The sequence below is a fragment of the Pirellulales bacterium genome (assembly GCA_019636335.1).
Classification (GTDB): domain Bacteria; phylum Planctomycetota; class Planctomycetia; order Pirellulales; family JAEUIK01; genus JAHBXR01.
The window spans coordinates 174,182-197,209 of sequence record JAHBXR010000003.1 but is presented as its reverse complement, the minus strand read 5'-3'; the positions used below and the strand labels follow the sequence as shown (position 1 = coordinate 197,209).

General features: G+C 62.8%; 17 protein-coding genes. 11 read left to right on the top strand and 6 right to left on the bottom strand.

The window, feature by feature from the left end; genetic code table 11:
• The first annotated feature begins 99 nt into the window (after window positions 1-99).
• Window positions 100-1,821, top strand: a complete 1,722-nt coding sequence (gene polX / locus KF708_04840; protein MBX3412023.1) for a DNA polymerase/3'-5' exonuclease PolX — start codon at window positions 100-102, stop codon at window positions 1,819-1,821.
• A gap of 226 nt (window positions 1,822-2,047) precedes the next feature.
• Here polX and KF708_04835 read toward each other — a convergent pair whose 3' ends face one another.
• The 3 genes from KF708_04835 to KF708_04825 all read right to left on the bottom strand — a co-directional run bounded on the left by KF708_04835 (window position 2,048) and on the right by KF708_04825 (window position 5,152).
• Window positions 2,048-3,154 carry a Gfo/Idh/MocA family oxidoreductase gene (locus tag KF708_04835; protein MBX3412022.1) on the bottom strand — a complete coding sequence of 369 codons (1,107 nt, stop codon included), beginning with the start codon at window positions 3,152-3,154 and terminating at the stop codon, window positions 2,048-2,050.
• 80 nt (window positions 3,155-3,234) lie between these two features.
• On the bottom strand, window positions 3,235-4,911 hold the full coding sequence (locus KF708_04830; protein ID MBX3412021.1) for a LamG domain-containing protein: 1,677 nt from the start codon (window positions 4,909-4,911) through the stop codon (window positions 3,235-3,237).
• Between the two features lie 61 nt (window positions 4,912-4,972).
• Window positions 4,973-5,152: a hypothetical protein gene (locus KF708_04825; GenBank protein ID MBX3412020.1), complete on the bottom strand. Its 180-nt coding sequence runs from the start codon at window positions 5,150-5,152 to the stop codon at window positions 4,973-4,975.
• Window positions 5,153-5,993: 841 nt separating this feature from the next.
• Between KF708_04825 and KF708_04820 the strand changes: the two genes are divergently transcribed.
• From KF708_04820 to KF708_04805, 4 genes are all read left to right on the top strand, one after another.
• Window positions 5,994-6,371: a hypothetical protein gene (locus tag KF708_04820; protein ID MBX3412019.1), complete on the top strand. Its 378-nt coding sequence runs from the start codon at window positions 5,994-5,996 to the stop codon at window positions 6,369-6,371.
• A 148-nt stretch (window positions 6,372-6,519) separates the two neighbouring features.
• Window positions 6,520-8,109, top strand: a complete 1,590-nt coding sequence (locus KF708_04815) for an acyl-CoA carboxylase subunit beta (GenBank protein ID MBX3412018.1) — start codon at window positions 6,520-6,522, stop codon at window positions 8,107-8,109.
• A gap of 33 nt (window positions 8,110-8,142) precedes the next feature.
• Window positions 8,143-10,122: an ATP-grasp domain-containing protein gene (locus tag KF708_04810; protein ID MBX3412017.1), complete on the top strand. Its 1,980-nt coding sequence runs from the start codon at window positions 8,143-8,145 to the stop codon at window positions 10,120-10,122.
• 84 nt (window positions 10,123-10,206) lie between these two features.
• Window positions 10,207-11,979 (top strand): DUF1446 domain-containing protein, encoded by a 1,773-nt coding sequence (locus KF708_04805; GenBank protein ID MBX3412016.1) that lies wholly within the window; start codon window positions 10,207-10,209, stop codon window positions 11,977-11,979.
• Window positions 11,980-12,048: 69 nt separating this feature from the next.
• Here the strand turns inward: KF708_04805 and KF708_04800 are convergent, their stop codons facing one another.
• The 3 genes from KF708_04800 to KF708_04790 all read right to left on the bottom strand — a co-directional run bounded on the left by KF708_04800 (window position 12,049) and on the right by KF708_04790 (window position 16,907).
• Entirely contained in the window at window positions 12,049-12,828 is a 780-nt protein-coding gene (locus KF708_04800) for a hypothetical protein (protein MBX3412015.1), read from the bottom strand.
• Window positions 12,829-12,927: 99 nt separating this feature from the next.
• Window positions 12,928-15,567: an alpha/beta fold hydrolase gene (locus KF708_04795; GenBank protein MBX3412014.1), complete on the bottom strand. Its 2,640-nt coding sequence runs from the start codon at window positions 15,565-15,567 to the stop codon at window positions 12,928-12,930.
• Window positions 15,564-16,907, bottom strand: a complete 1,344-nt coding sequence (locus KF708_04790; GenBank protein MBX3412013.1) for an esterase family protein — start codon at window positions 16,905-16,907, stop codon at window positions 15,564-15,566. The genes KF708_04795 and KF708_04790 overlap by 4 nt, the downstream gene beginning before the upstream one ends.
• A gap of 194 nt (window positions 16,908-17,101) precedes the next feature.
• On the opposite strand from KF708_04790, the gene KF708_04785 reads away from it, so the two are divergent.
• From KF708_04785 to KF708_04760, 6 genes are all read left to right on the top strand, one after another.
• On the top strand, window positions 17,102-17,737 hold the full coding sequence (locus tag KF708_04785) for a TetR/AcrR family transcriptional regulator (GenBank protein MBX3412012.1): 636 nt from the start codon (window positions 17,102-17,104) through the stop codon (window positions 17,735-17,737).
• 300 nt (window positions 17,738-18,037) lie between these two features.
• Window positions 18,038-19,123 carry a hypothetical protein gene (locus KF708_04780; protein MBX3412011.1) on the top strand — a complete coding sequence of 362 codons (1,086 nt, stop codon included), beginning with the start codon at window positions 18,038-18,040 and terminating at the stop codon, window positions 19,121-19,123.
• Window positions 19,124-19,193: 70 nt separating this feature from the next.
• A complete protein-coding gene (locus KF708_04775; GenBank protein ID MBX3412010.1) occupies window positions 19,194-19,973 on the top strand; it encodes an LssY C-terminal domain-containing protein in 780 nt (259 codons plus the stop codon).
• Window positions 19,974-19,976: 3 nt separating this feature from the next.
• Window positions 19,977-20,336 (top strand): STAS/SEC14 domain-containing protein, encoded by a 360-nt coding sequence (locus tag KF708_04770; GenBank protein MBX3412009.1) that lies wholly within the window; start codon window positions 19,977-19,979, stop codon window positions 20,334-20,336.
• A gap of 152 nt (window positions 20,337-20,488) precedes the next feature.
• Window positions 20,489-21,412: an SgcJ/EcaC family oxidoreductase gene (locus tag KF708_04765; protein ID MBX3412008.1), complete on the top strand. Its 924-nt coding sequence runs from the start codon at window positions 20,489-20,491 to the stop codon at window positions 21,410-21,412.
• A gap of 111 nt (window positions 21,413-21,523) precedes the next feature.
• Window positions 21,524-23,011, top strand: a complete 1,488-nt coding sequence (locus KF708_04760) for a protocadherin (GenBank protein MBX3412007.1) — start codon at window positions 21,524-21,526, stop codon at window positions 23,009-23,011.
• Window positions 23,012-23,028 lie beyond the last annotated feature (17 nt).

Below are 23,028 nucleotides of genomic sequence, written 5' to 3'. Positions count from 1 at the left end.
ACTTACGTCGCGATTTTGGGATCGCATCCTGCGATCCACGCAGGCCGAGGAATACTTCCCCGGCCTGCGAGAACACCTCTCACCCCCTGCTTGCACGTCATGAACAACGCACAAATCGCGGCCGTCTTCGACGAGATTGCCGATATCCTCGAATTCCAGGGAGCGAATACGTTCCGGGTCCGGGCCTATCGGAACGGCGCGCGGGTCGTGGGCGATCTTGGCGAACCGCTGGCCAAGATCGCGGCCGACACCGACCGCAAGCTCACCGACATCGACGGCATCGGCAAGGACCTGGCCGAGAAGATTGCCAGCCTGCTCGAAACGGGGCAGGAGCCGTTTCATCAGGAGCTCATTGCCGCCGTCCCGAAAAGCGTGCTGGCGGTGATGCGCGTCCCCGGTCTCGGTCCGAAAAAAGCCGCGGCGCTCTATCGCGAATTGAAGGTCGAATCGCTCGATCAGCTCCGCGCCGCCTGCGAGGCGCACCGCGTGCGCGAATTGAAGGGCTTCGGCGAAAAGACCGAACAAATGATCCTCTCCGGTCTCGAGATCGCCGGCGCCGCCGATCTACGGATCTATTGGGCCGAGGCCGACGGCGTCGTCCAATCGCTCAAGGAATTTCTTGCGTCATGTCCTGCGGTCCGCCAGGTCGAGGCCGCGGGCAGCTATCGGCGGGGCCGCGATACCGTGGGAGATCTCGACTTCCTCGTCGATTCGGCCCAGCCCGACCAAGTGATGGATCATCTCGCCACGTGCCCGGGTATCGAGAATATCATCGCGCGGGGCGACACCAAGATGTCGGTGCGTTTGGAGAGCGGGCTGCAGGTCGATCTGCGCGTCGTGCCAGCCGAGTCGTGGGGCGCAGCGTTGCAATACTTCACCGGCTCGAAGGCGCACAATGTGATCTTGCGCGGCCGCGCCAAGGCCGAGGGGCTGAAGATCAACGAGTACGGCGTCTACCGCGGCGAAGAGCAGATCGCCGGACGGACGGAACAAGAAGTCTACGCCGCGATGGGTCTCCCCTGCTTCCCTCCCGAGCTGCGCGAGGCCCGCAAGGAGTTCGACTGGGCCGCGGCCGGCGAACTGCCCAAGCTGATCGAGCTCGACGATCTGCGGGGCGATCTGCACATGCACACCAACGCCACCGACGGCAAGGCCACGCTCGAGCAGATGGTGGTGGCCGCGCGCGAGCGGGGCCTCGAATACATTGCCATCACCGATCACTCGAAGCGCGTCAGCATGGCCAATGGGCTCGATGCGACGCGCCTGCGCCAACAATGGGCCGCCATCGATCGACTCAACGAGCGCACCGCAGGCATTCGCGTCTTGAAGGGCATCGAAGTCGACATCCTCGAACGGGGTGGGCTCGACCTGGACGATGACGTGCTGGCCGAAGCCGATTGGGTCGTGGCCAGCGTCCACTATGGACAGAACCAGCCTAGCGCGCAAATCACGGCGCGCATCGTGGGGGCACTCGAGAACCCTTATGTCTCGGCGATCGCGCATCCCACGGGCCGCCTGATCAATCGCCGCAAGGCGTACGAGGTCGACCTCGAGACGGTTTTCAAAGCGGCCGCCCAGCACGGCAAGCTGCTGGAGTTGAACTCCAACCCGGCGCGGCTCGATCTCGACGACGTGGCCTGCGCGGCGGCCAAATCGCACGACATACGGATCGTCATCTCGACCGATGCCCACAGCACCGAGGGGCTCGGCGTGCTGCGCTACGGTGTGTTGCAAGCCCGACGTGCCGGACTCACCAAGAAGGATGTGGCGAATACGCGCTCGTGGCCCGAGCTGAAGAAGCTCATCGGGAAAAAACGTTGATCTTTCCCCCCTCCCGTAGCTCATTCGACTCCTGGTGACATCAAGTGGCACCGGCCGGTGGAGAGAGAACCCAAGCTCAGCCCCACTGAATGCCACACCGGCCAGCGGCCGGTGCCACCAGCGGGGTTCGGTATTCAGCACGAGCTCTGTTTCCAGCCGGGCAATGCTCGACCAACATGCTCATCCCGCTGCGTCAAAAGGGCGTGGCATCGTTTTGCCAGAAAGATTACTTCGTGCCGGCCAGTTTCCCGCGCGATTTCTGCCGCGCTTTGAGCACGGGATCCTTGGCCAAAGGCAGATCGATCGCCTTGCCGGTCTCGGCGGCCTTGTAGATTGCCAGGATGATCTCCACCGAGCGGCGGCCTTCGTATCCATCGACGGCCGGCTTCGTGCCGGCGTCGATCGCGGCGAGCACGTCGCGGAATTGCTTCGTGTGTCCGTGATGACCGATGGCCGACGGATCGCTCGCTCCGCCCCCCCCCGAGACCGTGCTGGCCATGCGTTTGCGAATGGCCGCATCGCGCGGGCCACGCTTCTCGAAATCCCAACGCACGATGTCTTCTTCCTCGAGCGCGGCCGAGCCGTTCGAACCGTGCAATTCGATCCGCTTCAAATACCCGGGAAACGCCGCCGTGGTGGCCTCGATCGTGCCGAGCGCGCCGTTGGCAAACCGCAGCGTGGCCACGGCCGTATCCTCGACGGCGATCCGCTCGTGCGCCAAAGTGCCCGTGTGGGCCGAGATCTGCGTCACCGGCCCCATCAGCCAGGTGAGCAGGTCGACGCTGTGGATGGCCTGATTCATCAGCGCGCCGCCGCCGTCGAGCTCCCAGGTACCGCGCCAGGCTCCGCTGTCGTAGTACGCCTGCGAGCGAAACCACTTCACGTAGCTGTCGGCCAGCGTCAATCGCCCAAACCGCCCGTCATCCACGGCACGTTTCAATTCGCGGCTGGCATCGTGAAAGCGCGAGGGAAAGATGGCCGACAGCGCGACCCCCGCCTTCTCGCACTCCTTGATGATGCGGTCGCAGCGCGAGAGGGTGATTTCCAGCGGCTTTTCGACGATGACGTGCTTGCCGGCGCGAGCGGCCGCGATGGCCGGTTCGAGATGCGCGCCGCTCGGCGTGCCGATCGTGACGACCGTGACGGCCGGATCGGCGAGCAGATCGTCGAGATCGTGGTACGCCTTGCAGCCGGTCTCCGCGGCCAGCTTGTCGGCGGCACCACTATACGAGTCGAAGCAGGCCACCAGTTTCGCACCGCGAATGTCCTTGATCGCCCGCGCGTGAAACCGAGCGATCATCCCGCAACCGATAATGCCGAAACCATGCGCCATCTTCGATCCTCGACTCCACAGGTGTGCCACAGGTAAGCAAGAGGAGGAATTATAAGAACCAGACCGGCGCCGAGCCAGTCTCAACGTTCGGCGGCCAGGGCGGCGATCTCATCGGTCGACAAGGCCCGGCCATAGAACCGCAACTCGCGCAGGTGCCCTTGAAAGTAGTCGTGCGGGCCGAAGCCGACGAAGAGCGATCGCTTGTTGTCGAGATCGTAGTCGGCCGGCGAAAATTCTCCTGACGTCGCGACCAAGTTGCCATCGACGAAGAGCATCAGACGGTTCGCCTCGCGCACGGCCGCCACGTGATGCCAGCCGGCTGGCAGCTCACGATCGTGCGTCACGCTGCGACCGGCTTGCAACGCATGGACGTGCCCCGAGGGGAGCGTGCCGCAAAAGAGCTTTCCTTGATAGACGGCCATCGACCAGGCCCGGCGATACTTGACGTCGGGCGTGCGATCGAGCTGCCCCGTGTTCGTCCAGTGCTTGTCGCCATCGAAGCGATACACTTCGGCCAGGGGCAGCGTTCCGCCGTAGAGCTTGCCGTTGTAAACGGCCATGCCCATCACCTCGAGTTCCTCTCCCAGCCGACCGACGTCGAGCCAGTCGGGGGCGCCATCGTCGCGGAAGACCTTTCCATCGGGCCAGGTGCCGGTGTAAAGCTTGCCCTCGTGGGCGGCGAAGGCGTAGACCTGCGTCACCCCCTGTTGATAGCCGGCGATGTCCCACTTCTTGTCGCCCAGGTAGCGATGCACGCCCCCCCGCTCTTTTCCTTCGTTGCCCGCGCCGAGCAGGTGGCCGTTGAAGACGGTGAGCGCCATCATCCGCACGCCGGGCGTTCCGCAGTCAGCCCACGTCGTGCCCCCTTCGTAGCGAAACAGCCCTTGGCTGTAGAGCGGAATGGCGTACAAATCGCCGTCGTAGACGGCCATCGCCATCACGTCGTTCGCTTCGCCCAACCGCCCGCAATCGATCCAGCGTTGCTCGCCCGCGTAACGATAGACTCGTCCGCCGGGAGTCTCATTGGGCGAATCGGCCAGCGCCGAGCCACCGGCCTTGTAGCGTGCCGTGCCCGCGTAAAGCTCGCCGTTGTAAACGGCCAGCGATAGTACGGCGTTGGAACGATCGGGGCTGCCGCAGTCGACCCATTGTCTGCCTCCCGCATAGCGCCAGACATGTCCCGTCTCGTTGCCGCCCGTTTCAAACGTTCCGGCGTAAAGTTCTCCCTCGCAGACGGCCAGGGCGCAGATGTAAACGGCCGCGCCGGGACGCCCGCAGTCGATCCACTCCTCGGCGGCCGTTTCGGCGTCGATGCCGAACTGCAAGTGCCGATAGTTCGATTGCGCTGAGGTAACCCCCGCGTAGTTCATTAAACCCAGGCTGAATCCTCGTCGCGTCTCCGGATCGAAACGGCTGGCGATGTCCCCCAACACATCGGTCAACTTCTCCGCGGTGTGTACCTGCACGGCCAGCGTGAAGTCGCCCGTCCCGGTCAGCAGTTTCTCGCTCGGCTTGATCTCGAGATGCGCGTCGCCGCCATCGAATTTTGCTGCTTTCCTTCCGTCGACTTCGACGAACTCCACGCCGTTGTTCACCGCGTGCAGTTCGTTGGGAGACCTGTCTTCGGCATCGGTTGAGAGGGGCCAGTGACCGATCAGCCGCTCGGCAGCAGGTGGCGCCGCATGCGTTGTCGCCGAGAGGGTCGACAGCAAGATCAAGAAGAGCCAACCGCGCCGCTCGAAGCATTCCCGGATCATGTTGCGTCTCTATCGTTGGTCTGGTTCTTTGCGATTAAATCAGCCGCATTCGGGGGACCACTCACAAGTCTGTACCAACCCTGGCCTCAACCGGGTCGTGTGTGATTATCGCGTTGCTGCCGGCAACTCCCGTCCCCGCTTCCGCCGCGCCACAATCGCCCATCGCCCACACCGCAATCGCGACTAGCACCAGGATCGTGCTGAGCCGGAACTGATACCAGCGGCGTTGCTTCTCGCTCATGCCGCTATCCTACTCGCTGCTGGGGAAATGGGGGCTGGTGGTCTAGCGGGAAAGCCTATCACCGCTGACACTTCGCGCTGGTGATTTTTGAATGAAATTGCGTTGGTTTGCGCACCATCGCGCACCACTGCGGACCACTCGGTCGCCCCAGGAGCAGCGGATTCGTTGCAAGCGGTATGGTGGTGGGCACTTGCGTATCGAGGACCAGGCTGGGCGCTCGTGCTTCTCAAGCGGGTATTGGTGGCCTCGTGGGAGGCGTTGGTTCGCGCACCATCGCGCACCACCACGCGAGGGCGAAGACGTTCGATGTGGCCGAGTCGAACAAGTGTCAGGTACGGGGTACCTGACCTACCACTGTACACGGGTGCGAGGCTTGTTGCGCCGTCGATTTTCGGCCACCGCGCTGGCTGTGGATTTTCGGGCGTCGCCACACCCAGGTCGAATCGCGCCACTTCAAGAAGCGCGAACTGCTGAAAGGCGCCTGCCCGATCGACCCTCTTGTTACTGCGCAACACCGACGACGGTGCGACTCGAGTGTGTTGCCGTGCGCGACGTCGCGCCGCACCATCGTCGGCGCCGCCTGGGTAAGCAAGGGAGCACTTCGAGCGGCGCTCTTTCCAGGAATCTCCTCGCTGATGCTTCGCGCTTGGGATTTCTGCCTCGCTGACGCTTCGCGCTTGGGATTTCTCAAAAGCGCAACTTCAAAACGCACGCGCGTGGTCCAAGCGTAGCCTGCGGGGAATGGTGTTGTCCAACAAGCTGGTACGGCGATAAGCTGCCTGGTATGAGCGCAGACCAATCCCCGCCCTTTCCGCCCTCTTTGGCACGGAACGGGACGAGCGTGCCTCCGCGCGGCGAAATATGGCGTTGGAAAACGCCGCTGTTCTTCGCCTTCGCGGCTACCTATCTCCCGTTTCTGGCCCTGGCCCTCTTCATGACGGCCTTCGTCCCCTGTGCCCACTGCAAACAGACCGCCTGGATGTTGGCACCCGTGGGACCAGGACTGGTGCCAGTACATGCCGTGCTCAAAACGTTCGGACTGGGTCGCATCGGCGACGGTTGGGAGTTTGCCTGCGCGGGGGGCGTATCTCTGGCCCTGGTGGCCGGGCTTGTGCTGCTGAGCCGCAGGGGCAAAGCCGTTTGTTGGTGCGCGGCGGCCGTCACCTTCATCGCGTGCTGTTTTGCCGCGGTGATGCTTTTTGCCGTGATACGCTCTTGATCTCCCCCCGGTGACGCACATCCGCGCATTCGGCTAGTTGACGCACCGCGCCACCGCCGTTAGCTTTCTGGCTGCTTTTTTCACGCAATCGAGACGATTGCGTTTCGTGACGAACTTTCGCAGGTGGTCGAGCGTGAAGCGCCAGACGTTGCGATCGAGAATCGATCGCCAATCGGATACGTTCCGCGCCAATCGAGACGCCGTGCTGAACCAGCTCGGCGCGCTCGAGAAGTTGCTCGCGGCAGCACGCGCCGGCGGTGGATCGAAATACGTCGCGCGGCATCACGAGCGGGGCAAGCTACTGGCCCGCGAACGCATCGAACTGTTGCTCGATCGCGACTCGCCGTTCCTCGAACTTTCGCCCTACGTGGCGGCCGGCACGGAATACACCGTGGGCGCATCGGGCGTGGGGGGCATCGGCGTCGTCTCGGGAGTCGAGTGCCTCATCAGTGCGAACGATCCCACCGTCAAGGGTGGGTCGATTAACCCCTACACGCTCAAGAAGACGTTGCGCGGCTTCGAGATCGCGCGGCAGAATCGCCTGCCGATCATCTTCCTGGTCGAGTCCGGAGGCGCCGATCTGCCGCGCCAGTCGGAGATCTTCCTCCCTGGCGGCGCCGTGTTTCGCGAGATGACGCAACTCTCGGCGACCGGCATTCCGACGGTGGCGCTCGTCTTTGGCAACTCGACCGCCGGCGGAGCCTACAACCCGGCGATGTGCGACTACTCGGTCTTTGTCAAAGGCCGAGCCAAGGTCTTTCTCGGTGGCCCCCCCCTGGTGAAGATGGCCACCGGCGAAGAGTCGAACGACGAAGAGCTGGGGGGGGCCGAGATGCATGCCCGCACCTCGGGCCTGGCCGACTATCTCGCCATCGATGAACGCGACTGCCTCCGCATCGGTCGCCAGATCATGGCCAATCTCAACTGGCGCAAGCTCGGCCCCGCGCCGTCGACCGACGTGCGCGAGCCCCTCTACGATCAAGAAGACCTGCTCGGGCTGGCGCCGGCCGATTTGAAGCAGCCGGTCGACATGCGCGAGATCATCGTCCGCGTGGTCGATGGCTCGGAGTTCGACGAGTTCAAGCCTCTCTACGGTACGAGCCTGATTACCGGCTGGGCCTCGCTGCATGGATTTCCCATCGGCATCTTGGCCAATCAGCAGGGCATTCTCTTCTCGGACGAATCGCAGAAGGCAACGCAATTCATCCAACTGGCCAACCAGCACGACGTGCCGCTCGTGTTTATGCAGAACGTCACCGGCTACATGGTCGGCAAGCGTTACGAGCAACAGGGCATCATCAAGCATGGCGCGATGATGATCAACGCGGTCTCGAATAGCAAAGTGCCCCATGTCACGCTGCAGATCGGCGCCTCGTACGGCGCCGGCAATTACGGCATGTGCGGCCGCGCGTACAACCCGCGGTTCCTCTTTGTCTGGCCCAACAGCAAGACGGCCGTGATGGGCCCGCAACAACTCGCCGGCGTCATGTCGCTCGTGCAGCGGGCCAAGGCGGCCGAGTCGGGCAAGCCTTTCAATGAAGAGGCCGATGCCGCCGTGCGGATGATGGTCGAGACGCAGATCGAGACCGAATCGCTGGCCGCCTTCACCAGTGCGCGCCTGTTCGACGACGGCATCATCGACCCGCGCGACAGCCGCGCCGTGCTCGGCATGGCGATCTCGGCCTGCCATTCGGCGGAGGTCCAGGGCACGCGCCGTTTTGGCGTCTTCCGCATGTAACTTTTTCGAGCCTCAGCACCGCACGACGTCACGATGAACAAGCTTTTGATTGCCAACCGGGGAGAGATCGCGCGGCGCATCATGCGCACTTGCCGCGAGATGGGCATCTCGACGGTGGCAGTCTTCTCCGAGCCCGACCGCCTGGCTCCCTTTGTGGCCGAAGCGGACGAGGCAGTCCCCCTGGGGGGCGCCACGCCGGCCGAATCGTACCTGCGCATGGATGCGGTGATCGAAGCCGCCCAGCGTACCGGCGCCGACGCCGTTCATCCCGGCTACGGTTTTCTGGCCGAGAATGCCGAGTTTGCCCGCCGCTGTGCGGAAGCAGGACTCACGTTCGTCGGTCCCACGCCCGAGGCGATCGCCGCCATGGGGTCGAAGATCGAAGCCAAGCGCCGCGTGGCCGACGCGGGGGTGCCGCTGCTGGGGAGCCTCGAGGTGGGCCAGCAATCGGCTGCCGAACTGAAAAAAGCCGCCGACGAGCTCGGCTGGCCGATCCTGGTCAAGGCCTCGGCCGGCGGCGGCGGCCGAGGCATGCGCATCGTGCGGCGAGGAGAGGATCTCGCGGCTGCCATCCAAGCCGCGCAAGGCGAGGCCCAGTCGGCCTTCGGCGACGGCACCGTCTTCCTCGAACCCTATATCGAATCGTCGCGCCATGTCGAGATCCAGATCTTCGGCGACACGCACGGCAACGTGATCCACCTGTTCGAGCGCGAGTGTTCGATCCAGCGGCGGCATCAGAAGATCGTCGAGGAGAGCCCTTCGCCAGCGCTCGACGAGACCCTGCGCGCCAAGATGGGCGAGGCCGCCGTACGCGCCGGTAAAGCGATCCATTACACGAACGCCGGCACCGTCGAGTTTCTGCTGACCGACAGCGGCAAGTTCTACTTCCTCGAGGTGAACACCCGCTTGCAGGTCGAACATCCGGTGACCGAATGCATCACGGGGCTCGACCTGGTGCGTCTGCAGATCGAAGTGGCCCGGGGACTTCCCCTCTCGCAGGCGGCGCTCGAGGCCAGGATCTCGGGACACGCGATCGAGGTGCGATTGTATGCAGAAGACCCGCGCCGCGATTTCATGCCGGTGACTGGTCGCCTGCATGCCTTCGACATTCCGGCCTTGCCGGGACTGCGCATCGAGTCGGGGGTTTTGGGAACGAGCGAGGTTTCTCCCTACTACGATTCGATGCTCGCCAAGGTCATCGCCCACGCGCCGACGCGCGACGAGGCCGCCGCGCGCCTGGCATCGGCCCTGGCCAAGAGCCGCCTGCACGGACTGCGAACGAATCGCGAATTGCTGGTGCGTATCTTGCGTCATCCCGAGTTTCTCGCCGGCCAGACCGACACGCACTTCCTCGTACGTCACAAGCCGGCCGATCTCGGGGCGCCGCTGGCTGGCGAGGATGCCACGGGCTTGCACGCCGCCGCGGCCGCCCTCGCGGCGCAGGCCGAGCGGCGAGAGTCGACACCGGTGCTGCGATACGTGCCCAGCGGTTGGCGCAATAATGTCTCGCAACTGCAACAGGCACGCTTTACCTGTGACGGTCGCGAGATCGTCGTGGGATATCGCTTCCAACGGACCGGGCTCCAGCTTGAAATCGACGGCCGTGAAATCGCCGCCGTACGGCTCGCGGCCTGCACGCCTACGCAGGTCATCCTCGAGGTGGCCGGCGTGCAGCGCACCTTCGACGTGTACCGCGCCGGCGCGACGTCCTTCGTCGAAAGCTCGCTGGGCTCGACCGAACTCGTCGAGATCGATCCTTTTCCGCTGCCCGACGAGGCCTTGGAAGCAGGCTCGCTCGTGGCCCCCTTGCCCGGCGTGGTGCATGAAGTGAAAGTATCAGTCGGCGCCGAAGTCGCGGCGGGCGACGTGCTGCTGGTGATCGAGTCGATGAAGATGCTGCACCCGGTCACCGCTCCGGCGGCAGGTCGCGTCGCCGAGTTGCGCGTCGAGCGTGCCGCCCAGGTCGACGCCGGCGCGGTCCTGGCCGTCATTGAAGAAACCGCCGCTGAATAGCGGCCCCATGCCGTTCGTGCGAGCGCCACAGGGCGGTTGCCTCGCACACGCGGTGCTAAATACACTCTTGCAGGGACAATTTTCATGGCTGCCAGCCGAGAACCACTTCGTATCGCCAACTGCTCTGGCTTCTATGGCGACCGCCTTGCCGCCGCGCGCGAGATGCTCGAAGGAGGCCCCATCGACTTCCTCACCGGCGACTATCTCGCCGAGCTGACGATGCTCATTCTGTGGAAGTCGCAACAGAAGGACAGCTCGCGCGGCTACGCCACGACCTTCCTCAAGCAGATGGAAGACACGCTCGGCCTGGCACTCGAGAAGAAGGTCAAGATCGTCACGAACGCGGGAGGTTTGAATCCCGCCGGCCTGGCCGCCGAGCTGCGCAAATTGTGCGAGAAGCTGGGCCTCAAGGCGAACATCGCACACATCGAAGGGGATAACCTGCTGCCGCGTCTGGGCGAGTTGCAGCAGGCCGGCCACGAGTTACGCCATCTCGACACCGGGCGCCCCTTGCGCGAGCTGCCGGTCACGCCCCTTTCGGCCAACGCCTACCTGGGGGCCTGGGGCATCGTCGAGGCGCTCGAGTCGGGCGCCGATGTGGTCGTCTGCCCGCGCGTCACCGATGCCTCGGTCGTGGTCGGTCCGGCCGCCTGGCACTTTGGCTGGAAGCGCGATGATTGGGATCAACTGGCCGGCGCGGTCGTCGTCGGCCACGTGCTGGAGTGTGGCACGCAGGCCACCGGTGGCAACTATGCGTTCTTTCGCGAGGTACCCGATCTCACGCACCCCGGCTTTCCGCTGGCCGAGATGCATGCCGATGGCAGTGCCGTCATCACGAAGCATCCCGGCACGGGGGGGCTTGTCTCGGTCGGCACCGTCACGGCACAGTTGCTCTACGAAATCGATCGGGCGCCGTATGCCAACGCCGACGTCGTCGCGCGTTTCGATACGATCCAGCTCGAACAGCAGGGGGCGGACCGCGTCCTGATCAGCGGCGTGCAGGGAGAACCGGCGCCGCGCGACATCAAAATCTGCTTGAACTACCTCGGCGGTTTCCGCAATGCGATGACCTTCGTCCTCACGGGCCTTGACGTCGACGCTAAGGCCGCCCTCGTGCGCAAGACGCTCGAGCGCGAACTCGGCCCCGAGGTGGCCAAGGGACTCGCGTACGAGTTGATCCGCACCGATAAGGTGGACCCCGCGACGAACAACGAGGCCTGCGCCCAACTGCGCGTGATCATGAAGAGCCCTGATCCGGGGCGCGCGGGGCGCGCCTTCTCGAGCGTGCTCGTCGAGTTGGCGCTGGCGAGCTACCCGGGCTTGTTCTTCACGACGCCGCCGGGCGAAGCCACGCCGTACGGAGTCTACTGGCCGACGCTCGTGCCGGCGGATCTCGTCGAGCAGGTGGTGGTGTGCGAGGATGGCTCGCGCCGCACGGTCAAGTCGACGCCGGTGATCGGCGCCCCGCCCGTCGAACCAGCAGCCGTCAAATTGCCCCCCGTGCCCGCGGGTTTGACGAAGCGCGTGCCGCTGGGCACGGTGATCGGCGCCCGCTCGGGGGACAAAGGGGGCAATGCCAACGTCGGTCTCTGGGCACGCAGCGAGGCCGGCTATGCCTGGCTGAGCTCGTATCTCACGCTCGAGCGTTTCCGCGAGCTGCTGCCCGAGGCGGCCAAACTCGACATCCGGCGCATCGAGTTGCCGAACATCCGTTCGTTGAACTTCGTCGTGGTCGGACTACTGGGCGAAGGAGTTTCTTCGTCGTCGCGCTACGATGCCCAAGCCAAAGGGCTGGGCGAATACCTGCGAGCCCGGCTGGTCGATCTGCCGGAAGTGCTTCTGGCCGACGCACCGTAGTCGAGAGGCTGCATTTTCGAAGTGCTCGTCGCAACGAGGCACGAGGACACTCACGTCCTCCAGGATCTTTCACGGAACCGCGTCTTCCGCATATTGGCGGACGAGGTTGAAGCGGAGATCACCACGCCGCGGGCCAGCCCAGTTGCGCCACAAGGCGCGCGCAAAGGGAACGTCATGGACCAACAGCGCGAGCGGATCAGCCGTATTGTAGGCGCTGTAGACTCTGCCGTCGGAGAGCCAAACCATGTAAACCGTGTCGCCTCGCCGCGAACCGTCTTTGAACTGTGAACAAAACGTGTCGACATTGTCCTGAAACCGCTCCAAATCGACATCGGTGAACTCTGTATTGATGTCCTTGTAGATGTCGTTCATGAGCGGTCGGCCCGGCAAGTTGTTGAGGAAGCGGATCATGTAGATCTTGGCCTTGCCGTCGACCAGTAAACCTTCGAGGAGTTCCCACGTCCCGTCCTTGGCCGGCTCGGCAACGTAACTGGCAATGTCGTAGATATCGATGCCGATGGCGCCGAGAATTACCTTATTTCGGCGGAACTGCCCCGTGTACTCCGTCACAAGACTCTCTGCGCCATCTCGAATGGTGATCCGAGCCGGGAAGTTCTCGATTTCCTCCAGGGAAGGCTCGATGGCAATCGTTGGCAACGCGATCCGCGGAGAATCACCTTCGGCCGGCTCCGATTCGGGAGCATGCATGGCGGCCAGGGCCTCATTTTCCATTCCACGAGGCGTCGATGGGATCTTCAGCCCAGGCACTGGACCATTGAAAAAGTACCATCCGTAACCGACGGCACCGGCCAGCACGAACACGACCGCCAGACCGATCGTTCGTCTCATCGCATTACTCCCGTGCCAGGCGCCAATGTCGCTCTCGAATCACCAGGCAGATCCGCCCGCGAAATCATGACGGCGAAGATGCCGATGCGAAGTTTTCGGTCAGCCCCAACTTTGAACGCCTCGGGCTCTCCGGAACCAGGAGAAGGTCTTTTGCGAAACGCCGAGCCCCAGTTTCTCGCTGGCCCAGTCGGCAAGCTGTTCGCGATGGATTTTGGCATTGTGACGAGGATCGACCGGGAACGGGACGACGTGTAAGAGGATGTGCTCTCGCTGAACCGGAAATCCCTGGGCATTCAGTTCGTTCTGAATGGACTGTGCCAGAACATCCCAAGAGCGCGGTGGCTTCTCTTCCGGCTCGACGACAAGAACCGGAATGGTGCGACCATTCTTCATGACCCCGACGAAGGCCGAACGAAACACGCCGGGGACCGCATCCGCAACGCCTTCCGGCTGCTGGGCAAAACAGGTCCGATCCGAGCACGCCACGCGGTGCTTCTTGCGCCCGCAGTACCAGAGCCTGCCTTGGTCGTCGAGATAACCGACATCTCCCATGCGATGCCAAACACCCCCCGGTACTTGAGGATCCTCGATCTTGGCGGCGGCCGTTTGCTCGTGACGGCCAAAGTAGCGGAGCGTGACGTTTTCTCCCGCAACGCAGATCTCTCCGATCTGGCCGTGTGGCAACTCGGCGATCTCGTTCATGCTGCGAAGAGGATGATCCGCAATGGGAATGATGCGGACTTGTACCTGCTCGATCGGCCGGCCCACGCAGATCCCCGCGCCGCGATCGGTCCGTGCGGCGGTGTCGTGACGAATTTCCTCGGAGTCGATGCTGGCCACCGGCAACGCTTCGGTCGCGCCGTAGGGGGTGATCACGCGACCGTTGGGCATCACGCTGGTGATCGGTTCAATTACCTGGCGATAAGCGATGGGAGCCCCCGCGGCGAAGAATACTCGCATCGTATCGAGCGAGATACCGTGTCGCTGACAATACGCCGCGATGCGCACGAGAATCGCGGGAGAACTAAAGCCAAGAGTTGTTTTGTATCGCTGAATGCATTCGACGATATGTTTTGGATCGGCGGCGGTGGGGCGCGAGAAGTCGATGTCCGGCAACACGGACGTTCGGCCCATGAGCGAAAAAATCTGTAGAAACAGCGGATAAAGAATCAGCGCCGTGTCTCCATATTGGTCGCCGATCGACTCGATGCTCCGCGTCAGCATGGCGTTGAAGTTGCGGAAGCTCATTTCGACTCCCTTCGGAGGGCCGGTGCTTCCGCTGGTGAAGACAATCGCCGCGAGCGAATCGGGCAATACCTCGACGGCAGGGAACGGAACGCCAAGGCGGCCATCGAAGTCCCGCAGAAGCTTCACCGAAACCGGCGCCGGATCCGTCGCGAGTGAAAAATAGCGACGCACGCTCGCGAGAGCCCGCGGCTTGGCCAGTCGGAGGAGATGCGCTCTCGGTATCCCAACCAAGGCGGTCGGCTTTGCCTGTTGGATGCAATCGGCCATCGCGGCGGGAGAAAGCCCCCCGTCGATAAAGACTAGCGACGCTCCGATACTGCTGATGGCATGACTTAAAGCCAGAAACTCGGGGCTCGGCGAAACGAGCAACAGAACGCGATCCCTCGAGCGCAGGCCCGCCTCCCAAAGTTCCCAGGCCAATTGATTCGCCATTTGCCAGAGTGTTCGCCAGTCGACGCACCGCTCAGGCCGGCGAGAGCTCGGCGCCTCGACGACCGCCGTGGCGGTTGGTGTTGTTTGCGCCAGTTCATGAAGACGCCGTGGAGATACAAGACTGGTGGGTGCGGAAGCGGGGGAGGCTGTCTGCACCTGTGCCGTCAATTCCCGCAACAAACCAAGGATTTCATCGGCGCGGTCCACCATCGGCAAATGTCCGCTATCGAGAACTTCGACTCGATCGGCAGCCAGTTGCTCGCAAAATGCCATTCCCTGGTCGCAAGGCAAGATGCGATTGTGTTTGCCCCATACGACCCACGTCGGCGGAAAAGCAGACGGCTTTCGAACGGAGTCCAGCTTCGCGAAAGTCGGAAGATAAGCCCCCATGTTGTTGAGAACGCGATGCTGGCACGGTTGCCCATAGAGATGTTCGAACGTCTCTTGCAGTGGATCGGAGAGTTGCTGCCCGGGAGCGAGTTGAATCCCGATCGACCAGCGTTGGAACCGCTTGGGCATCGCTCCCCACTCGAACTGCTGGGCAAGCAGCCATCGTAACCCGGGAATATACTGTCCGGGTTTGAGCAGCTTCCTCAGCTCTCCCGCCTCAACCGTCGCCTGAGTGAGCACATTGCATAACAGCAGTCCGCCAACGCCTGCGGGAAAATTGAGCGCGTACGCCAAAGCAGCGGCACTTCCCATGCAGTTTCCGACGAGAATCGGCCGTTCGAGCTCAAGCTTGCGAATCACATGATCCACGGTCTCGACGAGCAGCGGAAGGTCGTATCGAACAAGAGCGTTCGATGCGGGCAAGCGACGAGGCTTGTCGGACGCGCCGAAGCCGGGAAAGTCGATCGCGATCGTGCGTCCTTCATCTCGCAACCGTTCTCGCACATCGCTCCAAACCGCATGACTCGCGCCGCCATGATGCAGAAATAGAAACGGCTGGCCCGTTCCTTCGTCGGAATATCGAACGGTGACGCCGTTGCACTCGATGGCTTTCAATATCCCGGACTGGTACTGCTCGACTTGTGCGATGACTTCCTGGCCGATCGTCATGGTTTCCCCTCCGCCGATTCCGCTTTCAGGCTGGCGGAGCCAGGGGACGTGCTTTCGAACGAAACGGCGACATTCCGAGGTGTTGGCGCGGGGTCATCGGCGGCCCCCAGCCGGACTGGCACCACAAGCCTTCCCTCTCGATCCGCGGTCATCGTCTTGGGCGCCCGCGGCGCGCTTCCATCGTGAAACACGACAAGGATTTCTTCATCTGGCGCGAACATTTGGCTGGGAGTCGTGACGACGGCCTCCCCTGTGCCCAAGAGTTCGAAACCTTGGCGGCTGGCGTTCTTGAGCGTGACGAATGCCAGTGCCGCATCGCTCCGCTTCACCTGCCACCCGTAACAAGAGAACTCCGGCTCAGCGGCCACGAAGGTGATTGCAGCGGGAGGAGCAGGAGGTCGCGCAAATGTTTCCATGAAGTTGGGCAACGTCTTTTCCAGCGAACGCTTCCAGTGCGTAAAGTTGTGCGCCGCCGGACCGTAGTCTTCCCAGATATTTTCGATGTTCAATTCGTCAAGCCGCGTGTGCAACGATTCCATCGTGACATGAACGCCGAGTTCAAGAATATCGACGCGGGGATTGCCTGGACCCGTGCGTCCATTTCCGGTTCGGAGAACAACCGTCAGGTGCCGCAAGTTCTCTGCGAGGTCGACGGGATTGCGTGCGCGCCAGCGAATGGTTTCATCGGAATATCTCCCAAAGACATCCTCGGGACGGATTTTCTGTACTGCTATCACGGCTTGGAGTCGAGCGGCGCACTGCGGGTCGCCAATATCGACGTAGCCAGAAAAGGCGGCCGCCGCGACAAACAAGTCGGGGTGACGCGCCGCATAGCTCATCGCGCCGAATCCTCCCATCGAGAGACCAGCGATGGCTCGCCCTTCGCGCGTGGCCACCGTTGGGAACTGGGTGTCGATCCAGGGAATGAGCTGGTCGATGTGATACGTTTCCCAGAGCGGCTGACCGCCCGCCCCACGATTGAACCAGTTCGTGTACCAGCCGATCCTTCCGCCGTCGGGCATGACAACGATTAGAGGGAGATCGAGTGTCAGCCGCTCGACATCGCCACCTCGAATCCAATCGCGATAGTCGCCAACCCCACCGTGCAACAAATAGAGGACGGGGTAATGCCGGTCGGCCTCGACGTTTTGAGGCAAGAGAACGCGAACCGAAGTAGGTTCAGCCAGCGCGGACGTGGAAAGCTTGTATTCGATGAGTCGAGGCGATAGCTCAATACGTTCTTCGACCCGTAGGTCTGGGGCACCACCTTCTGCGGCCTTCAGGCCCGTGGCCCACAACAACGCCCATCCGAACACAAGCATCGTGCCGGCGGCATTCATCAACGAATACCGAGCCCTCATCCCCTTCCGCATCGCGGTGGCCCTCGGTTGATACGATTTATGTTGGCGCGCAAAAAACAATACGTACGTACGGTTTGTTTGTATATTGCCGTTCGACCAGCGTCAAGCAAGAATAGGAAGCGCTGTCCCGATAAGTTGATTGATTGCAAGTAGATAGGAACAGGAAAGCGAACGTGGCAAAGATCCTGGTGAATCGGCAAACGCAGGAAGAGCGGCGCGAGGCCACCAGGCTCCGGCTGATTGACGCCACACTGCATTGCCTGGAACAGTACGGCTATGCCGAGACGACGGTAAGTCGCATCGTCGCCGAAGCGCGTGTTTCTCGGGGGGCTTTGCTCCACCATTACGCGTCAAAGAACGAGCTCATCCTGGACGCGGCCCGCACGCTTTTAGGCCGCGTTTTCGAACGGCTGCACATGCTGCTCGGTGCCGATGCGCCACGCTGGCAGCCTGAGGAGCTCGTGGAACGAATCTGGCAGGAATTCTTCATGTCGGGAACACATGTCGTCTACGTGGAGTTTCTGGTAGCCAGCCGGCGCGACAAGAGTCTTGGCACGCTCCTGCAGTCCCTTGCCCCCACGCTGGAAGAGTACCTTCGAGTCACATTCGCTCAGCACTTTGTATCGGCACCCAATGCCGAGTTCGCTCCGCACGACATCTTCTTGATGACACGGTGGCTGCTGCGTGGCATGGCGATCGATGTCCACTTGCTCACTGACCCCCAACGGGTCAGACATTTCCTGGCTCTCTGGTCTCGCCTCTTCGCCGATCAACTTCGTAGCGCAAACGCATGCCTCGCTACGCAATGAAGCTCTCCGTCAGTGCAAGGGGGGAGCGGACTCAGAAAATAGCTTGCCAGAGACTTCGATCCGATCATCCGCGGTGAACTCGGCCCCTCCCGCCTCGGTGTGGCCATCTTCCTTGGAGCGACTTGCGCGGTTGTGCGGGATATCCCGGTCATTTCAAATCTGCTCGTATTATCGATTGGTTTGAGTCGATGGTGACGGTTATGCGGTCGTCGTGGGAAGCTGGCCCGGGCTTCCATCCGGGTGCCTCGCACTTCGCTCTGCGCGACAACCGCCTTCAGCCCAAGCTCGCGGAACCACAAGGTGAGAGCGATCGCGGCTACCGTTCAACGATTGGCGCGAATCAACCTTCGCTGGTTGATCTCGCTCGTATTGGGCGCGATGGCCAGCGAGCACGTTGTCATCGCCCAGCAGCAAGCCTCGCAACTCACGTTCGCCAGCCCCCATCAGACGGCAAACGCTGGGAGCGGGAGCGATGACTTCGCCTTCATGGTTACGCGTTCGGCTCTGCCATCCAACGCGGGCTTTCTCGCCTACAACGACGACGCGCTCCGCGCCACCGACTTCGTCGGCTTCGTCAATGGTGACAACGAATCGCGCCCAGACATTCCGTTCGAGCAACAGCCGCCGACGGATCCTTCGTATCCCGACATTACGAATCCCGGCCCCGACACGACCAACTTTCCCAACAGCCCCTACACGCTGCCGAAGGGGCGCGTGTATGTCGAGAATACGCCCCTGGGTTTTTACGGCGATTCGACCTATTTGCCCTCGAGCTACTGCTGGGCGTTCTTGCTTCGCTATGGCGTCACCGACTATCTCGAGTTTCGCATCTTCTCCAGCGGGCTGACGGTGCAGGACGAGCCCGACCCCATCACCGGCTTCTATCCGCTGGCCTTCGATCTCAAATTGCACTGCTGGGAAGAAAACCGCGATTACTTTCTGCCGGCCGTGGGACTGGAGATCTACCTGCTCACCGATCTGGGCACTTCCGCGCTGAGTTCGGGCACGCAACCCTCGCTCAGCCTGCTGTTCGATCAGGAAGTGTTTTGGGGCATCAGCTTCAACTACAACGTGCAGATCTCTGGCGTCGAGAACGAGTTCCAGCAGACCGCCTATCAGCCCAGCTTCGACTGGGCCTTCGAGCGCGATATCAGCGAGTGCTTGTCGGTCTTCGTACAGGGCTTCTACAACGGTTATGTGCGCCCGCGGCCGGTGCTTCCCGGCGTGCCTCTCGCCGACGCGGTCATTCCCAGCCAGAACATCGTCGGCGTCGGCGGCACCTGGACTATCAACCGGCGCATCGCCACTTGGGGCAGCTTCAACTTCGGTACCACCAGCAACTCGCCGCGCACCATCGGCATCTGGGGCTTTGCGGTGGCGTTCTAGCTCGCCATGCCAAGCCGGGGGTCGACTGGCCGACCGCTGGCTCCCTCTTGTTGGATTAAATTAAACTCGAATGTCCACCGATCCACCAAGTTCGCCGCCTCGACCATCGTCCGAGCGGTGGACGCTCCGCCGCAAGCTGGCACTGGGTGCGCTGTCGTTTCTGGTCGCTTACCTGGCGATCGCTTACGTTGCGATGCCCACGTTCTGGTCGCGTTACATGCGTCACCACCCCGCTCTCGACGATGTGCCGGGCATTACGCAATTGAAGGATGGCGTGCCGGGCGATCCGCTGAACGTGGCCTTGATCGGTACCGAGGCGCAGGTCAGGGCGATCATGCTTGCCGCGAAATGGTTTCCCGCCGATCCTTTGGGACTGCGAGCCGATCTGAAGATCGCCGAGGCCACGGTGCTCAAGCGCGAGTACGACGATGCCCCGGTAAGCAGTCTCTACCTGTTCGGTCGCAAAGAAGATCTTGCCTTCGAGCAGCCGGTCGGTCCCGACCCGCGCAAGCGGCATCACGTGCGATTCTGGAAGACCGACAAGGTCGACACCGATGGCCGCCCCGTCTGGATCGGCTCCGACATTTACGACGAACACGTGGGGCTGAGCCGACGGACCGGCCAGATTACCCACGTTACGGCCCCCGACATCGACCAGGAGCGAGATTATCTTTTTCAGTGCCTGGAAGGTACCGGCGAGCTTGCGGAACGCTACATTGAAGCTGGCTTCCACAAGCAACGGAAGGGTAAGAACGGCGGAGGCGATCCTTGGTTCACCGACGGCGACCTCTACGTCGGGGTCATCGCCGAGAACATTGCCATCCCCACTGCCGCGCAGTCAGGAGAATGAACGATGATTGAAACCTTGCCAACTTCGTCCGATCGGGTGCTCGCCTTCAAAATGTCGGGTAAGCTGCACGACGAGGACTACAAGACGTTCGTGCCGCTCGTCGATGAAGCGATCGCCAAGCACGGCAAGGTGCGCATGCTCGCCCAGTTCCACGACTTTCACGGCTGGGATGCCAAGGCCCTGTGGGACGATATCAAGTTCTCGACCACGCATTGCACCAAGATCGAGCGCATCGCACTGGTGGGAGAGAAGGCCTGGGAGAAGTGGATGGCACAAGTCTGCAAGCCCTTCACCATGGCCAAGATTCGCTACTTCGACGCCTCGCAGCTTGGTGACGCCCAAGCCTGGCTTGCCGAAGCCTGATCGGGCTTCGGTTCAGGGCCGATTTGGGCACCGATCAAGCGGGTTGCACCGAGCGTGGGGGGTCGCCAGGGCAAGCTATGCTTGCCGAGATGGAGACTTGCCACCCCCTAGCGTCCCCCAGCCGGGATGCGCTGTCACAAGGTGTACTCGCCATGAAACGTTCGTGGTGCCTCGCGACGCTGTCCGCCGTGATGCTGGCGGCTACGTGCGTCGTTGCGCAACAGAAGCCCGCGGCGAAACCGGCCGCTCCCGTCTCGAGTTTGCCGGAAGCGGCCGATCAGGCCGTTCGCGCGACGGCCACCGCCTTTGCCGATGCCTTCAATCGCGGCGACGCCAAGGCCGTGGCTGCCCTGTGGACCCTCGAAGGGGACTTCATCGACGAATCGGGCAACGTCACCAGCGGTCAGCAGGCCCTCGAGAAGAAGTACGCGGAATTCTTCGCCGCGCACCCCGGCGCCAAGATGACCATTACGATCGATGCCCTGCGGGCACTGGGGCCCGACACGATCGTCGAAGATGGTCACGCCACGGTGACGTTCGCCCCAGATGGTTCGACCACCGGCAGCCGGTATACGGCGATTCACGTCCGGCGCGACAACAAGTGGCTGATGGCCAGCGTGCGCGATCTGCCCGCCACTCCCTCGACGTTGAGCGAGACCCGTGCCGATCTCGAGTTCCTCGTGGGCAAGTGGACCGCCGAGCACGAAGGCACGCACGTCGACATCGATTGTCATTGGATCGCCGGCAAGGCCTACCTCGAGGCGAACTACCATATTCACAAGGGGGACCATACGGTCTCGACCTCGACGCAGATCATCGGCGCCGATCCCGTGACGGGGCGCATCATGTCCTGGATGTTTGATTCGAATGGCGGACGGGCCGAGGGCATCTGGTCGGCCGGCCCGGGGGGTTGGGCCATCGAGTTCTTCGGCGTCACGGCCGAGGGCACCTATACGACGGCAACGAACTACCTGACCAAGGTCGAAGATGCCCTGGTGTGGAAGTCACTGAATCGAACCGCTGCGGGACAACCGCTGCCGGACATCAACGAGGTCGTGCTGAAGAAAACCAAATAGCCGCGCCAAGGCACTCAGGCCTTGGCCACGCGTTTTCAAAATCACGCCGCGCCACTTCGAGTGGCGCCGCTCCAGCAAACATTGCTTCGTCCAACACAAAGGATCCTCGCCATGCGTCGCACGCTCGCCACGACCGCGGCCTTGCTCACCCTGCTTGCCTTTGCTTCGCCTAGCGTTCTTGCCCGCGGCTTCGGCGGCGGGGGCTTTCACGGCGCCGGTGGCTTCGGTGGTGGCGGCTTCCACGGACCGAGTGGCTTTGGCGGCGGGGGCGGCTTTGGTGGCGGTGGGTTTGGTGGCGGCGGTTATCATCCTGGTGGCTTTTCGCCGGGTGGCTTTGGTGGCGGCGCCCGACCCGATGGGTTCGGTGGCGGCGTACCGGGGGGATTCGGCGGCTTCGACGGCGCGCGCCCCAATGGTTTTGGCGGCTTCAACGGCGCACGTCCCAATGGCTTTGGCGGCTTGGACGGCGGCGCCGGTCGCCCCGGCTTCATGAACATGACCCAGGGTGGGGCTCCGACCCGTCAAGGGCTGAGCTCGTTCCTGGGACTCCCCTCGGACTCGGGCATGGGGGCCGTTTCGAGCAACAGCCGCACGATCGGTAACTACACGATCAACCACGGTTCGATCGACGGCCCGCGCGGTGGAGAAGCGGCCGGCACATCGATCACCGGCCCCGATGGCGGAACGGCGGCGCGCGGCGCCGCAGTCGGCCCGAACGGCGGCACGGTCGCTGGACGAGGTGTCGAAGGTCCCGGTGGCGCCGGCTTTGCCCAAGGCGCTGCAGTGGGGCCAGGTGGACGTGCGGCGGCCGGCTCGGTCGCGCGTGGTCCCGAGGGCAACGTCGCCGCGCGTGGCGTCGCCGTTGGACCGCACGGCGCAGCGGCCGGCTTTGGCTATGTCACCCCCTCGTCGCGTTATGCCACGGGGGCCTATGTCCGTCGTGGTTTCAACGACTGGGGTATCTATGGTCGTGGTTGGTGGAACGATCATCCGGGCGCGTGGTACGCGGCAGGATTCGTCGCCGGCGCCTGGGCCGTACCGACCTGGGATGCGCTCGGCACTTGGTTCGGCACCCCCATGGATCCCGACTACTACGACTACGGCAGCGACATCGTCTACCAGAACGACAACGTCTACGTGAACGGTCAGGATGCCGGCACCGCCGATCAATACTACCAGCAGGCCTCGCAACTCGCCTCGACCGGGGCCGAAACACAACCGGCTGGCGACGATCAATGGATGCCGCTGGGAGTCTTCGCATTGACGCATTCCGATCAGTCGAATGCCAACGCCAACCTTGTGTTGCAGATGGCGGTGAACAAGCAGGGCATCATTCGTGGCAATTACACCGACACGAAGACGAACCAGACCTTGCCGATTCAGGGCTCGGTCGACCTGAAAACGCAGCGTGCCGCGTGGACCGTCGGCGACAACAAGCAAGACGTGCTCGAGACGGGCCTCTACAACCTGACGAAGGACGAAGCCCCCGTACTCGTACACTTCGGCCAGGACCGGACGGAGCAGTGGCTGCTCGTTCGATTGAAGCAGCCCGAGGGACAATCACAGGGCGATCAGCCCGCGACCTCCTCGGGAGGCTAAGGGGGATCCGGGTCTCG